The following is a 15931-nucleotide window of genomic DNA, read 5'->3' as shown; positions in this document are numbered from 1 at the left end:
CTTGGCGGTTGTCGCCGCGTCCCGCGGCCCCTATCATCGACGGCTTTCCAGTGGGTTCGTTGAGGGCAGGTTTATGGTCAAGGTCGGTATCGTCGGCGGCACGGGTTACACCGGTGTCGAATTGCTGCGTCTGTTGGCACAGCATCCGCAAGCTGAGGTGGTGGTCATTACCTCCCGATCCGAGGCCGGCCTGGCCGTTGCCGACATGTATCCGAACCTGCGAGGGCACTACGACGGCCTGGCGTTCAGCGTTCCGGACGTTAAGACCCTCGGTGCTTGCGACGTGGTGTTTTTCGCCACGCCCCATGGTGTCGCCCACGCGCTGGCTGGTGAGCTGCTGGCCGCCGGGACCAAGGTCATCGACCTGTCGGCAGACTTCCGCCTGCAGGACGCCGACGAATGGGCGAAATGGTATGGCCAGCCCCATGGGGCGCCGGAGCTGCTCGACGAGGCTGTATACGGATTGCCGGAAGTCAATCGGGAGAAAATCAAGCAGGCCCGGCTGATCGCGGTACCGGGTTGCTATCCGACTGCAACGCAGCTGGGCTTCTTGCCTCTGCTCGAGGCCGGTCTTGCCGATACTTCGCGTTTGATCGCTGACTGCAAATCCGGTGTCAGCGGCGCTGGACGCGGTGCCAGTGTCGGTTCGCTGTACTCCGAGACGTCGGAAAGCATGAAGGCGTACGCGGTCAAGGGGCACCGTCACCTGCCGGAAATCCGCCAGGGACTGCGTCGGGCCGCGGGCAGGGAAGTCGGCCTGACTTTCGTGCCGCACCTGACCCCGATGATCCGTGGCATTCACTCGACGCTTTACGCAACCGTCGTCGATCGCTCGGTGGACCTGCAGGCACTGTTCGAAAAGCGTTACGCCAACGAACCGTTCGTCGACGTAATGCCAGCCGGCAGCCATCCGGAAACCCGTAGCGTGCGCGGTGCGAACGTCTGCCGGATCGCCGTGCATCGCCCGCAAGACGGGGATCTGGTGGTGGTGTTGTCGGTCATCGACAACCTGGTCAAGGGCGCCTCGGGCCAGGCGGTGCAGAACCTGAACATACTGTTCGGCCTGGATGAGCGGTTGGGCCTGTCCCATGCGGGGATGTTGCCTTAACGGCAGTTAAAAGCTGCAAGCTTTAAGCTACAAGCTTGCAGCTTTTAACTTGTAGCTTGCCGCTGCTCCTCAAATAGTTGACCGATTTTCTAGGAGAAGCGGATAATGCCGCCATCACGCATTATGGCGGCGTAAGCGCCGGGAGATATTCAGCATGAGCGTCGAAACCTTCACCCCCATGGCTTTGCAATTCACCCACGGTGCCGCGCACAAGGTGAAGAGCCTGGTCGATGAAGAGGGCAATGATCGTTTGAAGCTGCGCGTATTTGTAACGGGCGGCGGTTGTTCTGGTTTTCAGTACGGTTTTACTTTCGATGAGGAAGTGGCCGACGATGACACCATCGTCGAGCGCGAAGGCGTCAGCCTGGTGGTCGATCCGATGAGCTTCCAGTACCTGGCGGGTGCCGAGGTGGATTACCAGGAAGGTTTGGAAGGGTCGCGTTTCGTGATCAAGAACCCGAATGCCACCACCACTTGCGGTTGCGGTTCTTCATTCTCGATCTGATCGCTTCAGTCTTCAAACAAAACGCCGCAGTGCCTGACAGCGCTGCGGCGTTTTGTTGTCCAGGATTCTGGTCAGGCGGGATAAATGGCGCCGAGTACGCGTAAGCCGCGGGCACCCGTGACACTTGGGCGATTGGCTGGAATACCTGCCAGACAGCAATGGGCCAGCCAGGCGAAGGCCATGGCTTCGACCCAATCCGGATCCACGCCGTAGGCGGCCGTGCTGCTGACTTTGGCGTCCGGCAGTAATTCGGCCAGGCGCTTCATGAGCGTCTGGTTGTGCGCGCCACCACCGCAGACCAGCAACTCCTGGGTCTGTGCCTGGGCGTTTTGCAGTGATTCGACGATAGTCAGGGCTGTCAGCTCGAGCAGCGTTGCCTGCACGTTTTCAGCCGGGAAGGCTGGCAGGCGTGACAGGTGCTGGGTCAGCCAAGACAAGTTGAATACTTCTCGTCCGGTGCTCTTCGGTCCTTTGGTGACAAAGAAGGGGTCGCTGAGCAGCTCCTTGAGCAGAGCCGGTTCGACTGTCCCGCTGGCGGCCCATTGGCCGTCGCGATCGAAATGCTCGCCCCGTTGCTGGTATATCCAGGCGTCGAGCAATACGTTGCCGGGGCCACAATCGAAACCGGCTACCGGCTTTGCGGGCTCAATCAGGCTGAGATTGCTGAAACCGCCGACATTCAGTACCGCACGATTGCCGACTCGTTCTTCGAACAGTGCTTCGTGAAAGGCCGGAACGAGAGGGGCGCCTTGCCCGCCTGCCGCGACGTCACGGCTGCGGAAGTCGCTGACAATGGTGATGCCGGTCAACTCACTCAGCAGCGCTGGATTGCCTATCTGCACGGTAAAGCCGCGAGCCGGCTCATGGCGAATGGTCTGGCCATGGCTGCCAATCGCCGTGACGTCTTCAGGCTTGAGTTTCTGTTCATTGAGCAGGGTATGGATGCCCTGGGCCGCCAGCTCTACCCAGTTTTGCTGGGCAATGGCGGAACGGGCGATCTCATCGGGCCCGCTGCTGCACAAGCCGAGCAATTCGGTGCGCAGGGAGGTGGGCATAGGGATGTAGTGTGTGGCGATCAGCTTGATGGCCGGGGTCAGTTCGATCAGTGCGATATCCAGGCCATCCAGGCTGGTCCCGGACATCACACCGATATAGAACGCCATGGCTCAGCGCTTGCTCGAAGCCAGCAGGGTGGCTTTCTCTTGATCCATGCGAGCCATCAAGGGTTGGCTTTGGGCCAGGAAACGCGCGCGTTCGGACTTGGCGATCGGGTCGGCCATCGGCAGTTTCTGGCCCAGCGGGTCGACGTGGACACCGTTGACCTGGAATTCATAGTGCAAGTGCGGGCCGGTGGACAGGCCGGTGGTGCCGATATATCCGATGACCTGGCCTTGCTTGACACTGCCGCCAGTCTTCACGCCTTTGGCGAAGCCCTGCATATGGCCGTACAGCGTGCGGTAGGTGTTGCCGTGCTGGATAATCACGGTGTTGCCATAACCGCCGCGGCGCCCGGCCAGCAATACTTTGCCGTCGCCGGCAGCCTTGATTGGCGTGCCACGGGGCGCTGCGTAGTCGACGCCTTTATGGGCGCGGATTTTGTTCAGGATCGGGTGCTTGCGGCCTGCGGAGAACTTCGAGCTGATGCGGGCGAAATCAACCGGCGTACGGATGAAAGCCTTGCGCATGCTGTTGCCATCGGCAGTGTAGTAGCTGCTGTTGCCTTGTTTGTTGGTGTAGCGAACTGCGGTGTAGGTCTTGCCACGGTTGGTGAAGCGCGCGGAAAGGATGGGACCGTTGCCGATGCTCTTTCCGTTGACCACTTTCTGTTCGTAGATGATATCGAACTCGTCGCCCTGGCGAATATCCTGGGCGAAGTCGATGTCGTAGCCAAACACGCTGGCCATGTCCATGGTCAGGCTATGGGAAAGGCCGGCGCGGGCGGCTGACTGCGACAGTGAGCTGTTGATCACGCCATGGACGTACGCCGAACGCACGGTGGGTTTGGCGGTCACTCGATTGAATACATAACCCTGGGCATTCTTAGTCAGGGTGATGCTTTCCAGGTCACTCAACTTGGTGTGCAGGTTGGTCAGCTGTCCGTCGGGATTGAGTTCGAATTCGAGTTTCTGGCCGCGCTGCAGTTGGGTAAATTGTTTGGCTTGCTTGTCGCTGGCCAGGATTTCGTGAACCGAAGTCGAGGGCAGCCCCACCTTTTCGAAGAGGGTGGAGAGCGTATCGCCTTTGGCGACAATGACCTCGCGGTGGTCCGGTCCTTTCTTTTCTTCTACAGCCGGAGGTTCTGCCTGGGCGGCCTCGGTGGTGTCTTCAGGGCTGTTTTCAATCTGCGCGAAAGGGGAGGCGGCCGGTTCGTTTGTGGCTTGAACGGCTTCGGCAGCGTCTTGATCTTGTGTCAGTTGTTCAGCAGGGCTTTCCAGTTCAAGACTCAGAGTCGTCTTTTTGGCTTCGACATCGCTGGAGGGGAACACCAGGAGCGCCAGGCTAAGAAGGGCTGCGATGCCACTGGCGGCAAGCAGGTGGGTCTTTGGGTAAAGCGGCGGCGCTTTAGACGGTTCTGTGGTCATAGGTAATTTTGACTTTTGAAAAGATGAATTGGAAAAGATGAATGACATGATGAAGATGAAATAACTGTATAAAATATAACCAAATCCCCTCCGAAGCAAGCCCGCGGACGCTCTGTCTGTGGATTGGCGTCCTCGCGCCGGGCAAACCTTGTATTTGGTGTGCGTTCTTGTATGGTTGGGTCCCTTTGAATCTGAGCCTTGCGGGTCTGTTATGAAGTCGGTTGAAGAGCAGCTAGCGCTGATCAAACGTGGTGCGGAAGAACTGTTGGTCGAGTCCGAGCTGATCGAAAAGCTCAAGCGCGGGCAGCCGCTGCGTATCAAGGCTGGTTTCGACCCGACGGCACCTGATCTGCACTTGGGTCACACCGTGCTTATTAATAAGCTGCGCCAGTTCCAGGATCTGGGGCACCAGGTCATCTTCCTTATAGGTGACTTCACTGGGATGATCGGTGATCCGAGTGGCAAGAGTGCTACCCGTCCGCCGCTGACCCGCGAGCAGGTTCTCGATAACGCCGAGACCTACAAGACTCAAGTCTTCAAGATCCTTGATCCGGCCAAGACCGAAGTGGCGTTCAACTCCACTTGGATGGACCAGATGGGGCCGGCGGATTTCATTCGCCTGACTTCCCAGTACACCGTGGCTCGTATGCTTGAGCGCGATGACTTCGACAAGCGCTATACAACCAATCAGCCAATCGCCATTCATGAGTTTCTCTACCCGCTTGTGCAGGGTTATGACTCGGTCGCGTTGCGAGCGGACGTTGAGCTCGGCGGCACCGACCAGAAGTTCAACCTGTTGATGGGGCGTGAGCTGCAGCGCGGTTATGGCCAGGAGGCTCAGTGCATCCTGACCATGCCGTTGCTGGAGGGGTTGGACGGTGTGAAGAAGATGTCCAAGTCGTTGGGCAACTACGTTGGCATTCAAGAGGCGCCAGGCGTTATGTACAGCAAGCTGGTTTCCATTCCGGATGTGCTGATGTGGCGTTACTTCGAGCTGTTGAGCTTCCGCTCCATGGATGAGATCAATGCATTCCGTGCGGATGTTGAGGCTGGAGCTAATCCGCGGGACATCAAGATCAAGCTGGCCGAAGAAATCGTCGCTCGTTTCCATGGTGAAGAGGCTGCGGCTAACGCTCACCGTGCGGCAGGTAATCGTATGAAGGATGGTGAGCTGCCGGACGATCTGCCAGAGATCGAGCTGACAGCAACCGAGGATATGCCGATCGCGGCTGTCCTTAATAAGGCGGGCCTGGTCAAGAACGCGGCGGTAGCGCGAGACCTCCTGGGTTCCGGCGGTGTGCGTATAGATGGTGAGGTTGTGGATCGCGCCTATATATATGAGCTGGGTTCCACCCATGTATGCCAGGCCGGTAAAAAGGCTTTCGCGCGTATTACGCTGAAATCCGAATAAAGCTGAAAATAGCTGTTGACGGCAGATTCTGGACGTCTATAATTCGCCCCACTTCCGGCGCAGTCGAAACGGAAAACTCCTTGATATTCAATGAGTTATCCTTGTTTTGAAAGTGTCGGGCTTCAGTTCATCGAAGCCTGGGAAGCAGTTGATAAGGTGGTTTGTTTGGCCTTATTGACGATTCGATCTTCTCGGTCGAAAGCGGAGAAAAAGAGGTGTTGACAGCAGCGAGTAACGCTGTAGAATTCGCCTCCCGCTAACGAGAGATCGGAAGCGCAAGTGGTTGAAGTTGTTGATGTTTCCCAAGCGAAACTTTGAAAACTTCTGAAAATAACCGCTTGACAGATACATCGGGCGCTGTAGAATGCGCGCCTCGGTTGAGACGAAAGGCTCAACCCACCGCTCTTTAACAACTGAATCAAGCAATTCGTGTGGGTGCTTGTGGGGTCAGACTGCTAGTCAACAGATTATCAGCATCACAAGTTACTCCGCGAGAAATCAAAGATGTAACCAACGATTGCTGAGCCAAGTTTAGGGTTTTCTCAAAACCCAAAGATGTTTGAACTGAAGAGTTTGATCATGGCTCAGATTGAACGCTGGCGGCAGGCCTAACACATGCAAGTCGAGCGGTAGAGAGAAGCTTGCTTCTCTTGAGAGCGGCGGACGGGTGAGTAATGCCTAGGAATCTGCCTGGTAGTGGGGGATAACGCTCGGAAACGGACGCTAATACCGCATACGTCCTACGGGAGAAAGCAGGGGACCTTCGGGCCTTGCGCTATCAGATGAGCCTAGGTCGGATTAGCTAGTTGGTGGGGTAATGGCTCACCAAGGCGACGATCCGTAACTGGTCTGAGAGGATGATCAGTCACACTGGAACTGAGACACGGTCCAGACTCCTACGGGAGGCAGCAGTGGGGAATATTGGACAATGGGCGAAAGCCTGATCCAGCCATGCCGCGTGTGTGAAGAAGGTCTTCGGATTGTAAAGCACTTTAAGTTGGGAGGAAGGGCAGTTGCTTAATACGTAACTGTCTTGACGTTACCGACAGAATAAGCACCGGCTAACTCTGTGCCAGCAGCCGCGGTAATACAGAGGGTGCAAGCGTTAATCGGAATTACTGGGCGTAAAGCGCGCGTAGGTGGTTTGTTAAGTTGGATGTGAAATCCCCGGGCTCAACCTGGGAACTGCATTCAAAACTGACAAGCTAGAGTATGGTAGAGGGTGGTGGAATTTCCTGTGTAGCGGTGAAATGCGTAGATATAGGAAGGAACACCAGTGGCGAAGGCGACCACCTGGACTGATACTGACACTGAGGTGCGAAAGCGTGGGGAGCAAACAGGATTAGATACCCTGGTAGTCCACGCCGTAAACGATGTCAACTAGCCGTTGGGAGCCTTGAGCTCTTAGTGGCGCAGCTAACGCATTAAGTTGACCGCCTGGGGAGTACGGCCGCAAGGTTAAAACTCAAATGAATTGACGGGGGCCCGCACAAGCGGTGGAGCATGTGGTTTAATTCGAAGCAACGCGAAGAACCTTACCAGGCCTTGACATCCAATGAACTTTCTAGAGATAGATTGGTGCCTTCGGGAACATTGAGACAGGTGCTGCATGGCTGTCGTCAGCTCGTGTCGTGAGATGTTGGGTTAAGTCCCGTAACGAGCGCAACCCTTGTCCTTAGTTACCAGCGCGTTATGGTGGGCACTCTAAGGAGACTGCCGGTGACAAACCGGAGGAAGGTGGGGATGACGTCAAGTCATCATGGCCCTTACGGCCTGGGCTACACACGTGCTACAATGGTCGGTACAGAGGGTTGCCAAGCCGCGAGGTGGAGCTAATCCCACAAAACCGATCGTAGTCCGGATCGCAGTCTGCAACTCGACTGCGTGAAGTCGGAATCGCTAGTAATCGCGAATCAGAATGTCGCGGTGAATACGTTCCCGGGCCTTGTACACACCGCCCGTCACACCATGGGAGTGGGTTGCACCAGAAGTAGCTAGTCTAACCTTCGGGAGGACGGTTACCACGGTGTGATTCATGACTGGGGTGAAGTCGTAACAAGGTAGCCGTAGGGGAACCTGCGGCTGGATCACCTCCTTAATCGACGACCGCAGCTGCTCCATGAGCTCCCACACGAATTGCTTGATTCATTGAAGAAGACGATAGAAGCAGCTTTAAGCTCCAAGCTGATAGCTCATAGCTAACAGTTACAAGCTCGAAATTGGGTCTGTAGCTCAGTTGGTTAGAGCGCACCCCTGATAAGGGTGAGGTCGGCAGTTCGAATCTGCCCAGACCCACCAATTTTGTTATGGGGCCATAGCTCAGCTGGGAGAGCGCCTGCCTTGCACGCAGGAGGTCAGCGGTTCGATCCCGCTTGGCTCCACCATAAACTGCTTCTGAAAGCTTAGAAATGAGCATTCCACCACACGGTGCCTGAATGTTGATTTCTAGTCTTTTGATTAGATCGTTCTTTAAAAATTTGGGTATGTGATAGAAAGATAGACTGGACGTTACTTTCACTGGTAACGGCTCAGGCTAAGGTAAAATTTGTGAGTTGCTCTTAAGTGAGCAAGCGTACGAATTTTCGGCGAATGTCGTCTTCACAGTATAACCAGATTGCTTGGGGTTATATGGTCAAGTGAAGAAGCGCATACGGTGGATGCCTTGGCAGTCAGAGGCGATGAAAGACGTGGTAGCCTGCGAAAAGCTTCGGGGAGTCGGCAAACAGACTTTGATCCGGAGATGTCTGAATGGGGGAACCCAGCCATCATAAGATGGTTATCTTGTACTGAATACATAGGTGCAAGAAGCGAACCAGGGGAACTGAAACATCTAAGTACCCTGAGGAAAAGAAATCAACCGAGATTCCCTTAGTAGTGGCGAGCGAACGGGGACTAGCCCTTAAGCTTCTTTGATTTTAGCGGAACGCTCTGGAAAGTGCGGCCATAGTGGGTGATAGCCCTGTACGCGAAAGGATCTTAGAAGTGAAATCGAGTAGGACGGAGCACGAGAAACTTTGTCTGAATATGGGGGGACCATCCTCCAAGGCTAAATACTACTGACTGACCGATAGTGAACTAGTACCGTGAGGGAAAGGCGAAAAGAACCCCGGAGAGGGGAGTGAAATAGATCCTGAAACCGTATGCGTACAAGCAGTGGGAGCCCACTTTGTTGGGTGACTGCGTACCTTTTGTATAATGGGTCAGCGACTTATTTTCAGTGGCGAGCTTAACCGAATAGGGGAGGCGTAGCGAAAGCGAGTCTTAATAGGGCGTCTAGTCGCTGGGAATAGACCCGAAACCGGGCGATCTATCCATGGGCAGGTTGAAGGTTGGGTAACACTAACTGGAGGACCGAACCGACTACCGTTGAAAAGTTAGCGGATGACCTGTGGATCGGAGTGAAAGGCTAATCAAGCTCGGAGATAGCTGGTTCTCCTCGAAAGCTATTTAGGTAGCGCCTCATGTATCACTGTAGGGGGTAGAGCACTGTTTCGGCTAGGGGGTCATCCCGACTTACCAAACCGATGCAAACTCCGAATACCTACAAGTGCCGAGCATGGGAGACACACGGCGGGTGCTAACGTCCGTCGTGAAAAGGGAAACAACCCAGACCGTCAGCTAAGGTCCCAAAGTTATGGTTAAGTGGGAAACGATGTGGGAAGGCTTAGACAGCTAGGAGGTTGGCTTAGAAGCAGCCACCCTTTAAAGAAAGCGTAATAGCTCACTAGTCGAGTCGGCCTGCGCGGAAGATGTAACGGGGCTCAAACCATACACCGAAGCTACGGGTATCACTTAGGTGATGCGGTAGAGGAGCGTTCTGTAAGCCTGTGAAGGTGAGTTGAGAAGCTTGCTGGAGGTATCAGAAGTGCGAATGCTGACATGAGTAACGACAATGGGTGTGAAAAACACCCACGCCGAAAGACCAAGGTTTCCTGCGCAACGTTAATCGACGCAGGGTTAGTCGGTCCCTAAGGCGAGGCTGAAAAGCGTAGTCGATGGAAAACAGGTTAATATTCCTGTACTTCTGGTTATTGCGATGGAGGGACGGAGAAGGCTAGGCCAGCTTGGCGTTGGTTGTCCAAGTTTAAGGTGGTAGGCTGGAATCTTAGGTAAATCCGGGATTCTAAGGCCGAGAGCTGATGACGAGTTACCCTCTGGGTGACGAAGTGGTTGATGCCATGCTTCCAAGAAAAGCTTCTAAGCTTCAGGTAACCAGGAACCGTACCCCAAACCGACACAGGTGGTTGGGTAGAGAATACCAAGGCGCTTGAGAGAACTCGGGTGAAGGAACTAGGCAAAATGGCACCGTAACTTCGGGAGAAGGTGCGCCGGTGAGGGTGAAGGACTTGCTCCGTAAGCTCATGCCGGTCGAAGATACCAGGCCGCTGCGACTGTTTATTAAAAACACAGCACTCTGCAAACACGAAAGTGGACGTATAGGGTGTGACGCCTGCCCGGTGCCGGAAGGTTAATTGATGGGGTTAGCTAACGCGAAGCTCTTGATCGAAGCCCCGGTAAACGGCGGCCGTAACTATAACGGTCCTAAGGTAGCGAAATTCCTTGTCGGGTAAGTTCCGACCTGCACGAATGGCGTAACGATGGCGGCGCTGTCTCCACCCGAGACTCAGTGAAATTGAAATCGCTGTGAAGATGCAGTGTATCCGCGGCTAGACGGAAAGACCCCGTGAACCTTTACTATAGCTTTGCACTGGACTTTGAATTTGCTTGTGTAGGATAGGTGGGAGGCTTTGAAGCGTGGACGCCAGTTCGCGTGGAGCCAACCTTGAAATACCACCCTGGCAACTTTGAGGTTCTAACTCAGGTCCGTTATCCGGATCGAGGACAGTGTATGGTGGGTAGTTTGACTGGGGCGGTCTCCTCCTAAAGAGTAACGGAGGAGTACGAAGGTGCGCTCAGACCGGTCGGAAATCGGTCGTAGAGTATAAAGGCAAAAGCGCGCTTGACTGCGAGACAGACACGTCGAGCAGGTACGAAAGTAGGTCTTAGTGATCCGGTGGTTCTGTATGGAAGGGCCATCGCTCAACGGATAAAAGGTACTCCGGGGATAACAGGCTGATACCGCCCAAGAGTTCATATCGACGGCGGTGTTTGGCACCTCGATGTCGGCTCATCACATCCTGGGGCTGAAGCCGGTCCCAAGGGTATGGCTGTTCGCCATTTAAAGTGGTACGCGAGCTGGGTTTAGAACGTCGTGAGACAGTTCGGTCCCTATCTGCCGTGGACGTTTGAGATTTGAGAGGGGCTGCTCCTAGTACGAGAGGACCGGAGTGGACGAACCTCTGGTGTTCCGGTTGTCACGCCAGTGGCATTGCCGGGTAGCTATGTTCGGGAAAGATAACCGCTGAAAGCATCTAAGCGGGAAACTTGCCTCAAGATGAGATCTCACTGGGACCTTGAGTCCCCTGAAGGGCCGTCGAAGACTACGACGTTGATAGGCAGGGTGTGTAAGCGCTGTGAGGCGTTGAGCTAACCTGTACTAATTGCCCGTGAGGCTTGACCATATAACACCCAAGCAATTTGAGTCGAAAGGCCAGATTGCGGTGTGTGAAGACGACATGAACCGAAAGTTCAACGCTGCTCACAAACACCCACCTATCGCATACCCATTCGCTGGAACGTGACCGCAAGGCACGCGCTGGCTACCGAATTTCTTGACGACCATAGAGCATTGGAACCACCTGATCCCATCCCGAACTCAGCAGTGAAACGATGCATCGCCGATGGTAGTGTGGGGTTTCCCCATGTGAGAGTAGGTCATCGTCAAGATTAAATTCCAAAACCCCTATCTGCTGATGCAGGTAGGGGTTTTGTTTTGCCCGCAGGAAAGGCATTTGGTGTTTCTATGCAACTGTCTTGCGCATAGCTATCATGCGGGCCTCATTATCAGGGCGCAGTTCGCATGCTCACGTTGCTAAAACTTCTGAAGGATGGCCGATTCCATTCGGGCCAGGCGCTGGGCGTTGCGCTGGGTATCAGCCGCAGTGCTGTATGGAAGCAACTGCAGCACCTGGAGGCAGAGTTAGGGCTGTCTGTTCACAAGGTTCGAGGCAGGGGTTACCAGTTGGCCAAGCCTCTGCTGCTTTTGGAGGCGGCTGAGATCGGCGCACAAGGACTCTGTGAATGGCCTATTCACATATTTGACTCCATCGACTCCACTAACGCAGAAGCGCTGCGCTCTATAGAGCGTGGAGCGGCGGCTCCCTTCATGGTATTGGCTGAACGACAGATAGCTGGTCGCGGTCGTCGCGGTCGTAAGTGGGTCAGTCCTTTTGCCGATAACCTCTATTTCAGTCTGGTATTGCGCATTGATGGCGGCATGAGACAGATCGAAGGGCTCAGCCTTGTTGTGGGACTTGCTGTCATGCACGCTTTGCGTGATATGGGAATTATGGAGGCGGGACTTAAGTGGCCTAACGATGTCCTGGTCGGTGAGAAAAAAATTGCAGGCATTTTGCTTGAGTTGGTAGGGGATCCTGCGGATGTCTGCCACGTTGTCCTCGGTGTAGGAATTAATGTGAATATGCAATCGACCGACGAAGTCGATCAGCAGTGGACATCCATGTGTCTAGAGGCGGGTAGGGATTTCGACCGGAATGCACTGGTGGCCCGCTTGGGGGGCAAGCTTCAGCAGTATCTGAGCCTTCATCATGTATCGGGGTTCGCTGCGATCCAGTCGGAGTGGGAGCGATACCATCTGTGGCAGGGCCGGGCTGTTTCATTGATTGCCGGCATTAATCAAATCGACGGCGTTGTGATGGGTATTGACCGCCAGGGTGCGCTGCGTTTGAAGGTGGATGGCGTGGAAAAAATCTTTAGCGGTGGTGAGCTCAGTTTGAGGTTGCGTGATGATTCTTGAGCTCGACTGCGGCAATAGCTTTATTAAATGGCGTGTCCTTCAATCCGATGGGCTTACCCCGGTCGACGGGGGCGTGGTCAGTTCTGACGGCGATCTATTGGCGAGCCTGAGTTGCAATGAAAAATTCCAGCTCAAAAAGTGTCGCCTGGTTAGCGTGAGAACTCCAGAAGAGACCGACTCATTAGTTGCCTCGCTGGTTGATGTATTTGGAGTGTCCGTGGCTCGGGCCGTACCTGCTCGGGAGATGGCGGGCGTGAGCAATGGCTATGAGGATTATGAGCGGTTGGGGCTTGATCGCTGGCTAGCGCTGCTCGGTGGGTTTCATCTTGCTTCGGGGGCCTGTCTGGTACTCGATTTTGGTACGGCTATCACAGCAGATTTCGTGGCTGCTGATGGCGGGCATCTTGGGGGATTCATTTGTCCAGGTATGCCTTTGATGCGTAATCAATTGCGTACTCATACGCGACGAATTCGTTATGACGATACGGCGGCCGAGCGAGCCCATGAGAGTCTGGTCCCAGGTCGCACGACTGTTGAAGCGGTCGAGCGTGGTTGCATGCTGATGCTCAGAGGGTTCGTCCTGACTCAGCTTGAGTTGGCCCGGGAATATTGGGGAAGCAATTTCGTGGTGTTTCTCACGGGAGGAGATGCCAATTTGGTTTCTGGGGTCGTTCCTGATGCCAAGGTGGTGCCTGACCTGGTTTTTGTTGGATTGGCAATGGCCTGTCCTTTGTCCTGAGGTTTCTATGCGGTGGCTGTTCCTGTTATTGCTGGTTTTGAATGTCTTCTACTACGTCTGGCATCAGCAGGAGGCCCCGCTTCGCGCAAAGGATGTTACGCCGCTGAGTTTGTACCGTGGATCGCAGCAGGATATTCATCTACTGAGCGAAACAGCTGATGCGCTGGTGAGGCGTGATTCGGGAAAATCCGCTGAGGCACAAAAGACGTGTGTCTACTTGGGTGGTTTTGCTCGTCCGGAAATAGCGAAGCAGCTCGAGCAGCGACTGGCGGTGTTGGGGGTTGGCGCTCGTTCCGCTTCGTTGGGCTCGCCGGAGGGGGGAGGGTTTTGGGTTCAGGTTCCCCCAGATGGCGCGGGGAAGGTGAATGAAGCGCTGCTTCAAAACCTTTCTAAAGAATTCAATGAGTTAAAACATAAAATAATGCCTTGCGAAGGGGTTGCACCGGCAGGATAGTTTGCATAGAATGGCGCCCGCTTCGCAGTGAAGACCTTTAACGGTTAACGATGCGAAGTCTGGTCAACGCAGCTAACCTCAGGTTTTTAATGAGAAAATGCTTGACAGAAGGTCGGCATAATATAGAATGCCGGCTCGCTTAGGAGGGGTTCCCGAGCGGCCAAAGGGATCAGACTGTAAATCTGACGTCTACGACTTCGAAGGTTCGAATCCTTCCCCCTCCACCATTTTTAGCGTGAGCTGCAAGCTCCGCGGGTATAGTTTAGTGGTAGAACCTCAGCCTTCCAAGCTGATGATGCGGGTTCGATTCCCGCTACCCGCTCCAAGTTTGCAGGTTGTGCATAGTGTTTCGCTCTTGTAGCTCAGTTGGTAGAGCACACCCTTGGTAAGGGTGAGGTCAGCGGTTCAAATCCGCTCAAGAGCTCCATATAACAAGGCAGATATGAAAATATCTGCCTTTGTTTTAATGGCTTGTGTGACTTGCTAAATTCTTCTCCTGAGGGTGATTTCGATGGCTAAGGAAAAGTTCGAACGTAATAAGCCGCACGTCAACGTTGGTACCATTGGTCACGTCGACCATGGTAAGACCACGCTGACCGCTGCTCTGACTCGGGTCTGCTCCGAAGTTTTCGGTTCGGCCAAGGTTGACTTCGATAAGATCGATAGCGCCCCGGAAGAGAAAGCTCGTGGTATCACCATCAATACCGCTCACGTTGAATACGATTCGGCCGTGCGTCACTACGCACACGTTGACTGCCCTGGTCACGCTGACTACGTAAAAAACATGATCACCGGTGCTGCCCAGATGGACGGCGCGATCCTGGTTTGCTCGGCCGCTGATGGTCCGATGCCGCAAACCCGTGAGCATATCCTGTTGTCCCGCCAGGTAGGCGTTCCGTACATCGTTGTCTTCCTGAACAAGGCTGACATGGTTGACGACGCTGAGTTGCTGGAACTGGTTGAGATGGAAGTGCGCGATCTGCTGAGCACTTATGATTTCCCAGGTGACGACACTCCGATCATCATCGGTTCGGCTCTGATGGCTCTGAACGGCCAAGACGACAACGAAATGGGCACCACTGCTGTCAAGAAGCTGGTGGAGACTCTGGATAGCTACATCCCAGAGCCGGAGCGAGCTATCGACAAGCCATTCCTGATGCCAATCGAGGACGTGTTCTCGATCTCGGGTCGCGGCACTGTTGTGACCGGTCGTGTTGAGCGTGGCATCGTCCGCATCCAGGAAGAAGTTGAGATTGTCGGTCTGCGTGATACTCAGAAAACTACCTGCACTGGCGTTGAAATGTTTCGTAAGCTGCTCGATGAAGGTCGTGCTGGCGAAAACTGCGGCGTGTTGCTGCGTGGCACCAAGCGTGATGATGTCGAGCGTGGCCAGGTTCTGGTCAAGCCGGGTACCGTCAAGCCGCACACAAAGTTCACCGCAGAAGTTTACGTTCTGAGCAAGGAAGAAGGCGGTCGTCATACGCCGTTCTTCAAGGGCTACCGTCCACAGTTCTACTTCCGTACAACTGACGTGACTGGTAACTGCGAGCTGCCAGAAGGCGTTGAGATGGTGATGCCGGGTGACAACATTCAGATGACTGTTACCCTGATCAAGACCATCGCGATGGAAGATGGTCTGCGTTTCGCTATCCGTGAAGGCGGTCGTACCGTCGGCGCAGGTGTCGTGGCCAAAGTCATCGAGTAAACAGTTGTAATGTCTTTTTCAGGCCGGCATAATGGTCGGCCTGATTTTGTTTTAGGTCAGTAGCTCAATTGGCAGAGCGACGGTCTCCAAAACCGTAGGTTGGGGGTTCGATTCCCTCCTGACCTGCCAGATTCACTTGGTGTGTCTGGCTTTCTTTTCACAGGATCTTCATAGATGACTCCTAAAGCTGAAGCTCAAGGCTCTCGCTTCGATCTGCTCAAGTGGCTAGTAGTAGTCGCTTTGGTGGTTGTTGGCGTTGTTGGCAATCAGTATTACTCTGCTTCGCCGATCCTGTACCGTGTACTCGCATTGCTTGCCATTGCTGCTGTTGCTGCCTTTGTCGGTCTGCAAACAGCCAAGGGTAAGTCGTTCTTTGTACTCGCTAAGGAAGCTCGCACCGAGATTCGTAAAGTCGTATGGCCGACTCGCCAAGAAACCACGCAGACCACGTTGATCGTTGTGGCTGTTGTTCTGGTAATGGCGTTGCTGTTGTGGGGGCTTGATTCCCTGCTCGGCTGGCTTGTTTCCTTGATTGTTGGCTAAGGGTGTC

General features: G+C 54.5%; 10 protein-coding genes, 6 tRNA genes and 3 rRNA genes. 17 read left to right on the top strand and 2 right to left on the bottom strand.

The genetic code is table 11. From position 1 onward, the window contains the following. Nucleotides 1-73: 73 nt before the first annotated feature. A complete protein-coding gene (argC, locus tag LOY70_RS26905) occupies nt 74-1108 on the top strand; it encodes an N-acetyl-gamma-glutamyl-phosphate reductase (RefSeq protein ID WP_265031443.1) in 1035 nt (344 codons plus the stop codon). A 154-nt stretch (nt 1109-1262) separates the two neighbouring features. Then, nucleotides 1263-1613 (top strand): iron-sulfur cluster insertion protein ErpA, encoded by a 351-nt coding sequence (gene erpA, locus LOY70_RS26900; protein ID WP_123343855.1) that lies wholly within the window; start codon nt 1263-1265, stop codon nt 1611-1613. A gap of 71 nt (nt 1614-1684) precedes the next feature. Here erpA and LOY70_RS26895 read toward each other — a convergent pair whose 3' ends face one another. Together LOY70_RS26895 and LOY70_RS26890 are read right to left on the bottom strand one after the other, a co-directional pair. Then, complete coding sequence (locus LOY70_RS26895; protein ID WP_265031440.1) at nt 1685-2776, bottom strand: anhydro-N-acetylmuramic acid kinase; 1092 nt, start codon at nt 2774-2776, stop codon at nt 1685-1687. Between the two features lie 3 nt (nt 2777-2779). Beyond that, the gene (locus LOY70_RS26890) at nt 2780-4195 is read right to left on the bottom strand and encodes a peptidoglycan DD-metalloendopeptidase family protein (protein ID WP_265031438.1); all 1416 of its coding nucleotides are present in this window, start codon (nt 4193-4195) and stop codon (nt 2780-2782) included. Between the two features lie 211 nt (nt 4196-4406). Here LOY70_RS26890 and tyrS point away from each other — a divergent pair, with 211 nt between their 5' ends. The 15 genes from tyrS to secE all read left to right on the top strand — a co-directional run bounded on the left by tyrS (nt 4407) and on the right by secE (nt 15924). Next, nucleotides 4407-5606, top strand: a complete 1200-nt coding sequence (gene tyrS / locus LOY70_RS26885) for a tyrosine--tRNA ligase (protein WP_092443198.1) — start codon at nt 4407-4409, stop codon at nt 5604-5606. Between the two features lie 561 nt (nt 5607-6167). After that, nucleotides 6168-7704: ribosomal RNA gene (locus LOY70_RS26880) — 16S ribosomal RNA — on the top strand. A 123-nt stretch (nt 7705-7827) separates the two neighbouring features. Then, nucleotides 7828-7904, top strand: a tRNA-Ile gene (locus tag LOY70_RS26875). 10 nt (nt 7905-7914) lie between these two features. Beyond that, nucleotides 7915-7990, top strand: a tRNA-Ala gene (locus LOY70_RS26870). A 246-nt stretch (nt 7991-8236) separates the two neighbouring features. Next, nucleotides 8237-11128 (top strand): 23S ribosomal RNA (locus LOY70_RS26865). Nucleotides 11129-11277: 149 nt separating this feature from the next. Continuing rightward, nucleotides 11278-11393, top strand: a 5S ribosomal RNA gene (gene rrf, locus LOY70_RS26860). Together the 16S, 23S and 5S rRNA genes with 2 tRNA genes alongside form the textbook arrangement of a ribosomal RNA operon. Before the next feature lie 133 nt (nt 11394-11526). Continuing rightward, nucleotides 11527-12483 (top strand): bifunctional biotin--[acetyl-CoA-carboxylase] ligase/biotin operon repressor BirA, encoded by a 957-nt coding sequence (birA, locus tag LOY70_RS26855; RefSeq protein ID WP_265031432.1) that lies wholly within the window; start codon nt 11527-11529, stop codon nt 12481-12483. Then, nucleotides 12473-13222 (top strand): pantothenate kinase, encoded by a 750-nt coding sequence (locus tag LOY70_RS26850; RefSeq protein ID WP_265031430.1) that lies wholly within the window; start codon nt 12473-12475, stop codon nt 13220-13222. Before birA ends, LOY70_RS26850 begins: the two co-directional genes overlap by 11 nt. A gap of 7 nt (nt 13223-13229) precedes the next feature. Then, nucleotides 13230-13676, top strand: coding sequence for a hypothetical protein (locus tag LOY70_RS26845; RefSeq protein ID WP_265031428.1), 447 nt, complete (start codon nt 13230-13232; stop codon nt 13674-13676). A gap of 142 nt (nt 13677-13818) precedes the next feature. After that, nucleotides 13819-13903, top strand: a tRNA-Tyr gene (locus LOY70_RS26840). Between the two features lie 24 nt (nt 13904-13927). Continuing rightward, nucleotides 13928-14001: transfer RNA gene (locus LOY70_RS26835), tRNA-Gly, on the top strand. 26 nt (nt 14002-14027) lie between these two features. Further along, nucleotides 14028-14103 (top strand) — tRNA-Thr (locus LOY70_RS26830). Nucleotides 14104-14187: 84 nt separating this feature from the next. Next, entirely contained in the window at nt 14188-15381 is a 1194-nt protein-coding gene (gene tuf, locus LOY70_RS26825) for an elongation factor Tu (protein WP_003186103.1), read from the top strand. Between the two features lie 53 nt (nt 15382-15434). Next, a tRNA-Trp gene (locus tag LOY70_RS26820) sits at nt 15435-15510 on the top strand. Nucleotides 15511-15555: 45 nt separating this feature from the next. Beyond that, nucleotides 15556-15924, top strand: a complete 369-nt coding sequence (gene secE, locus LOY70_RS26815) for a preprotein translocase subunit SecE (RefSeq protein WP_003186101.1) — start codon at nt 15556-15558, stop codon at nt 15922-15924. Nucleotides 15925-15931: the final 7 nt, after the last annotated feature.

The sequence above is a fragment of the Pseudomonas sp. B21-054 genome, from assembly GCF_026016345.1.
Classification (GTDB): Bacteria; Pseudomonadota; Gammaproteobacteria; order Pseudomonadales; family Pseudomonadaceae; genus Aquipseudomonas.
Note: the sequence above shows the minus strand (reverse complement) of the source record. Positions and strands in the feature narration are given on the sequence as shown.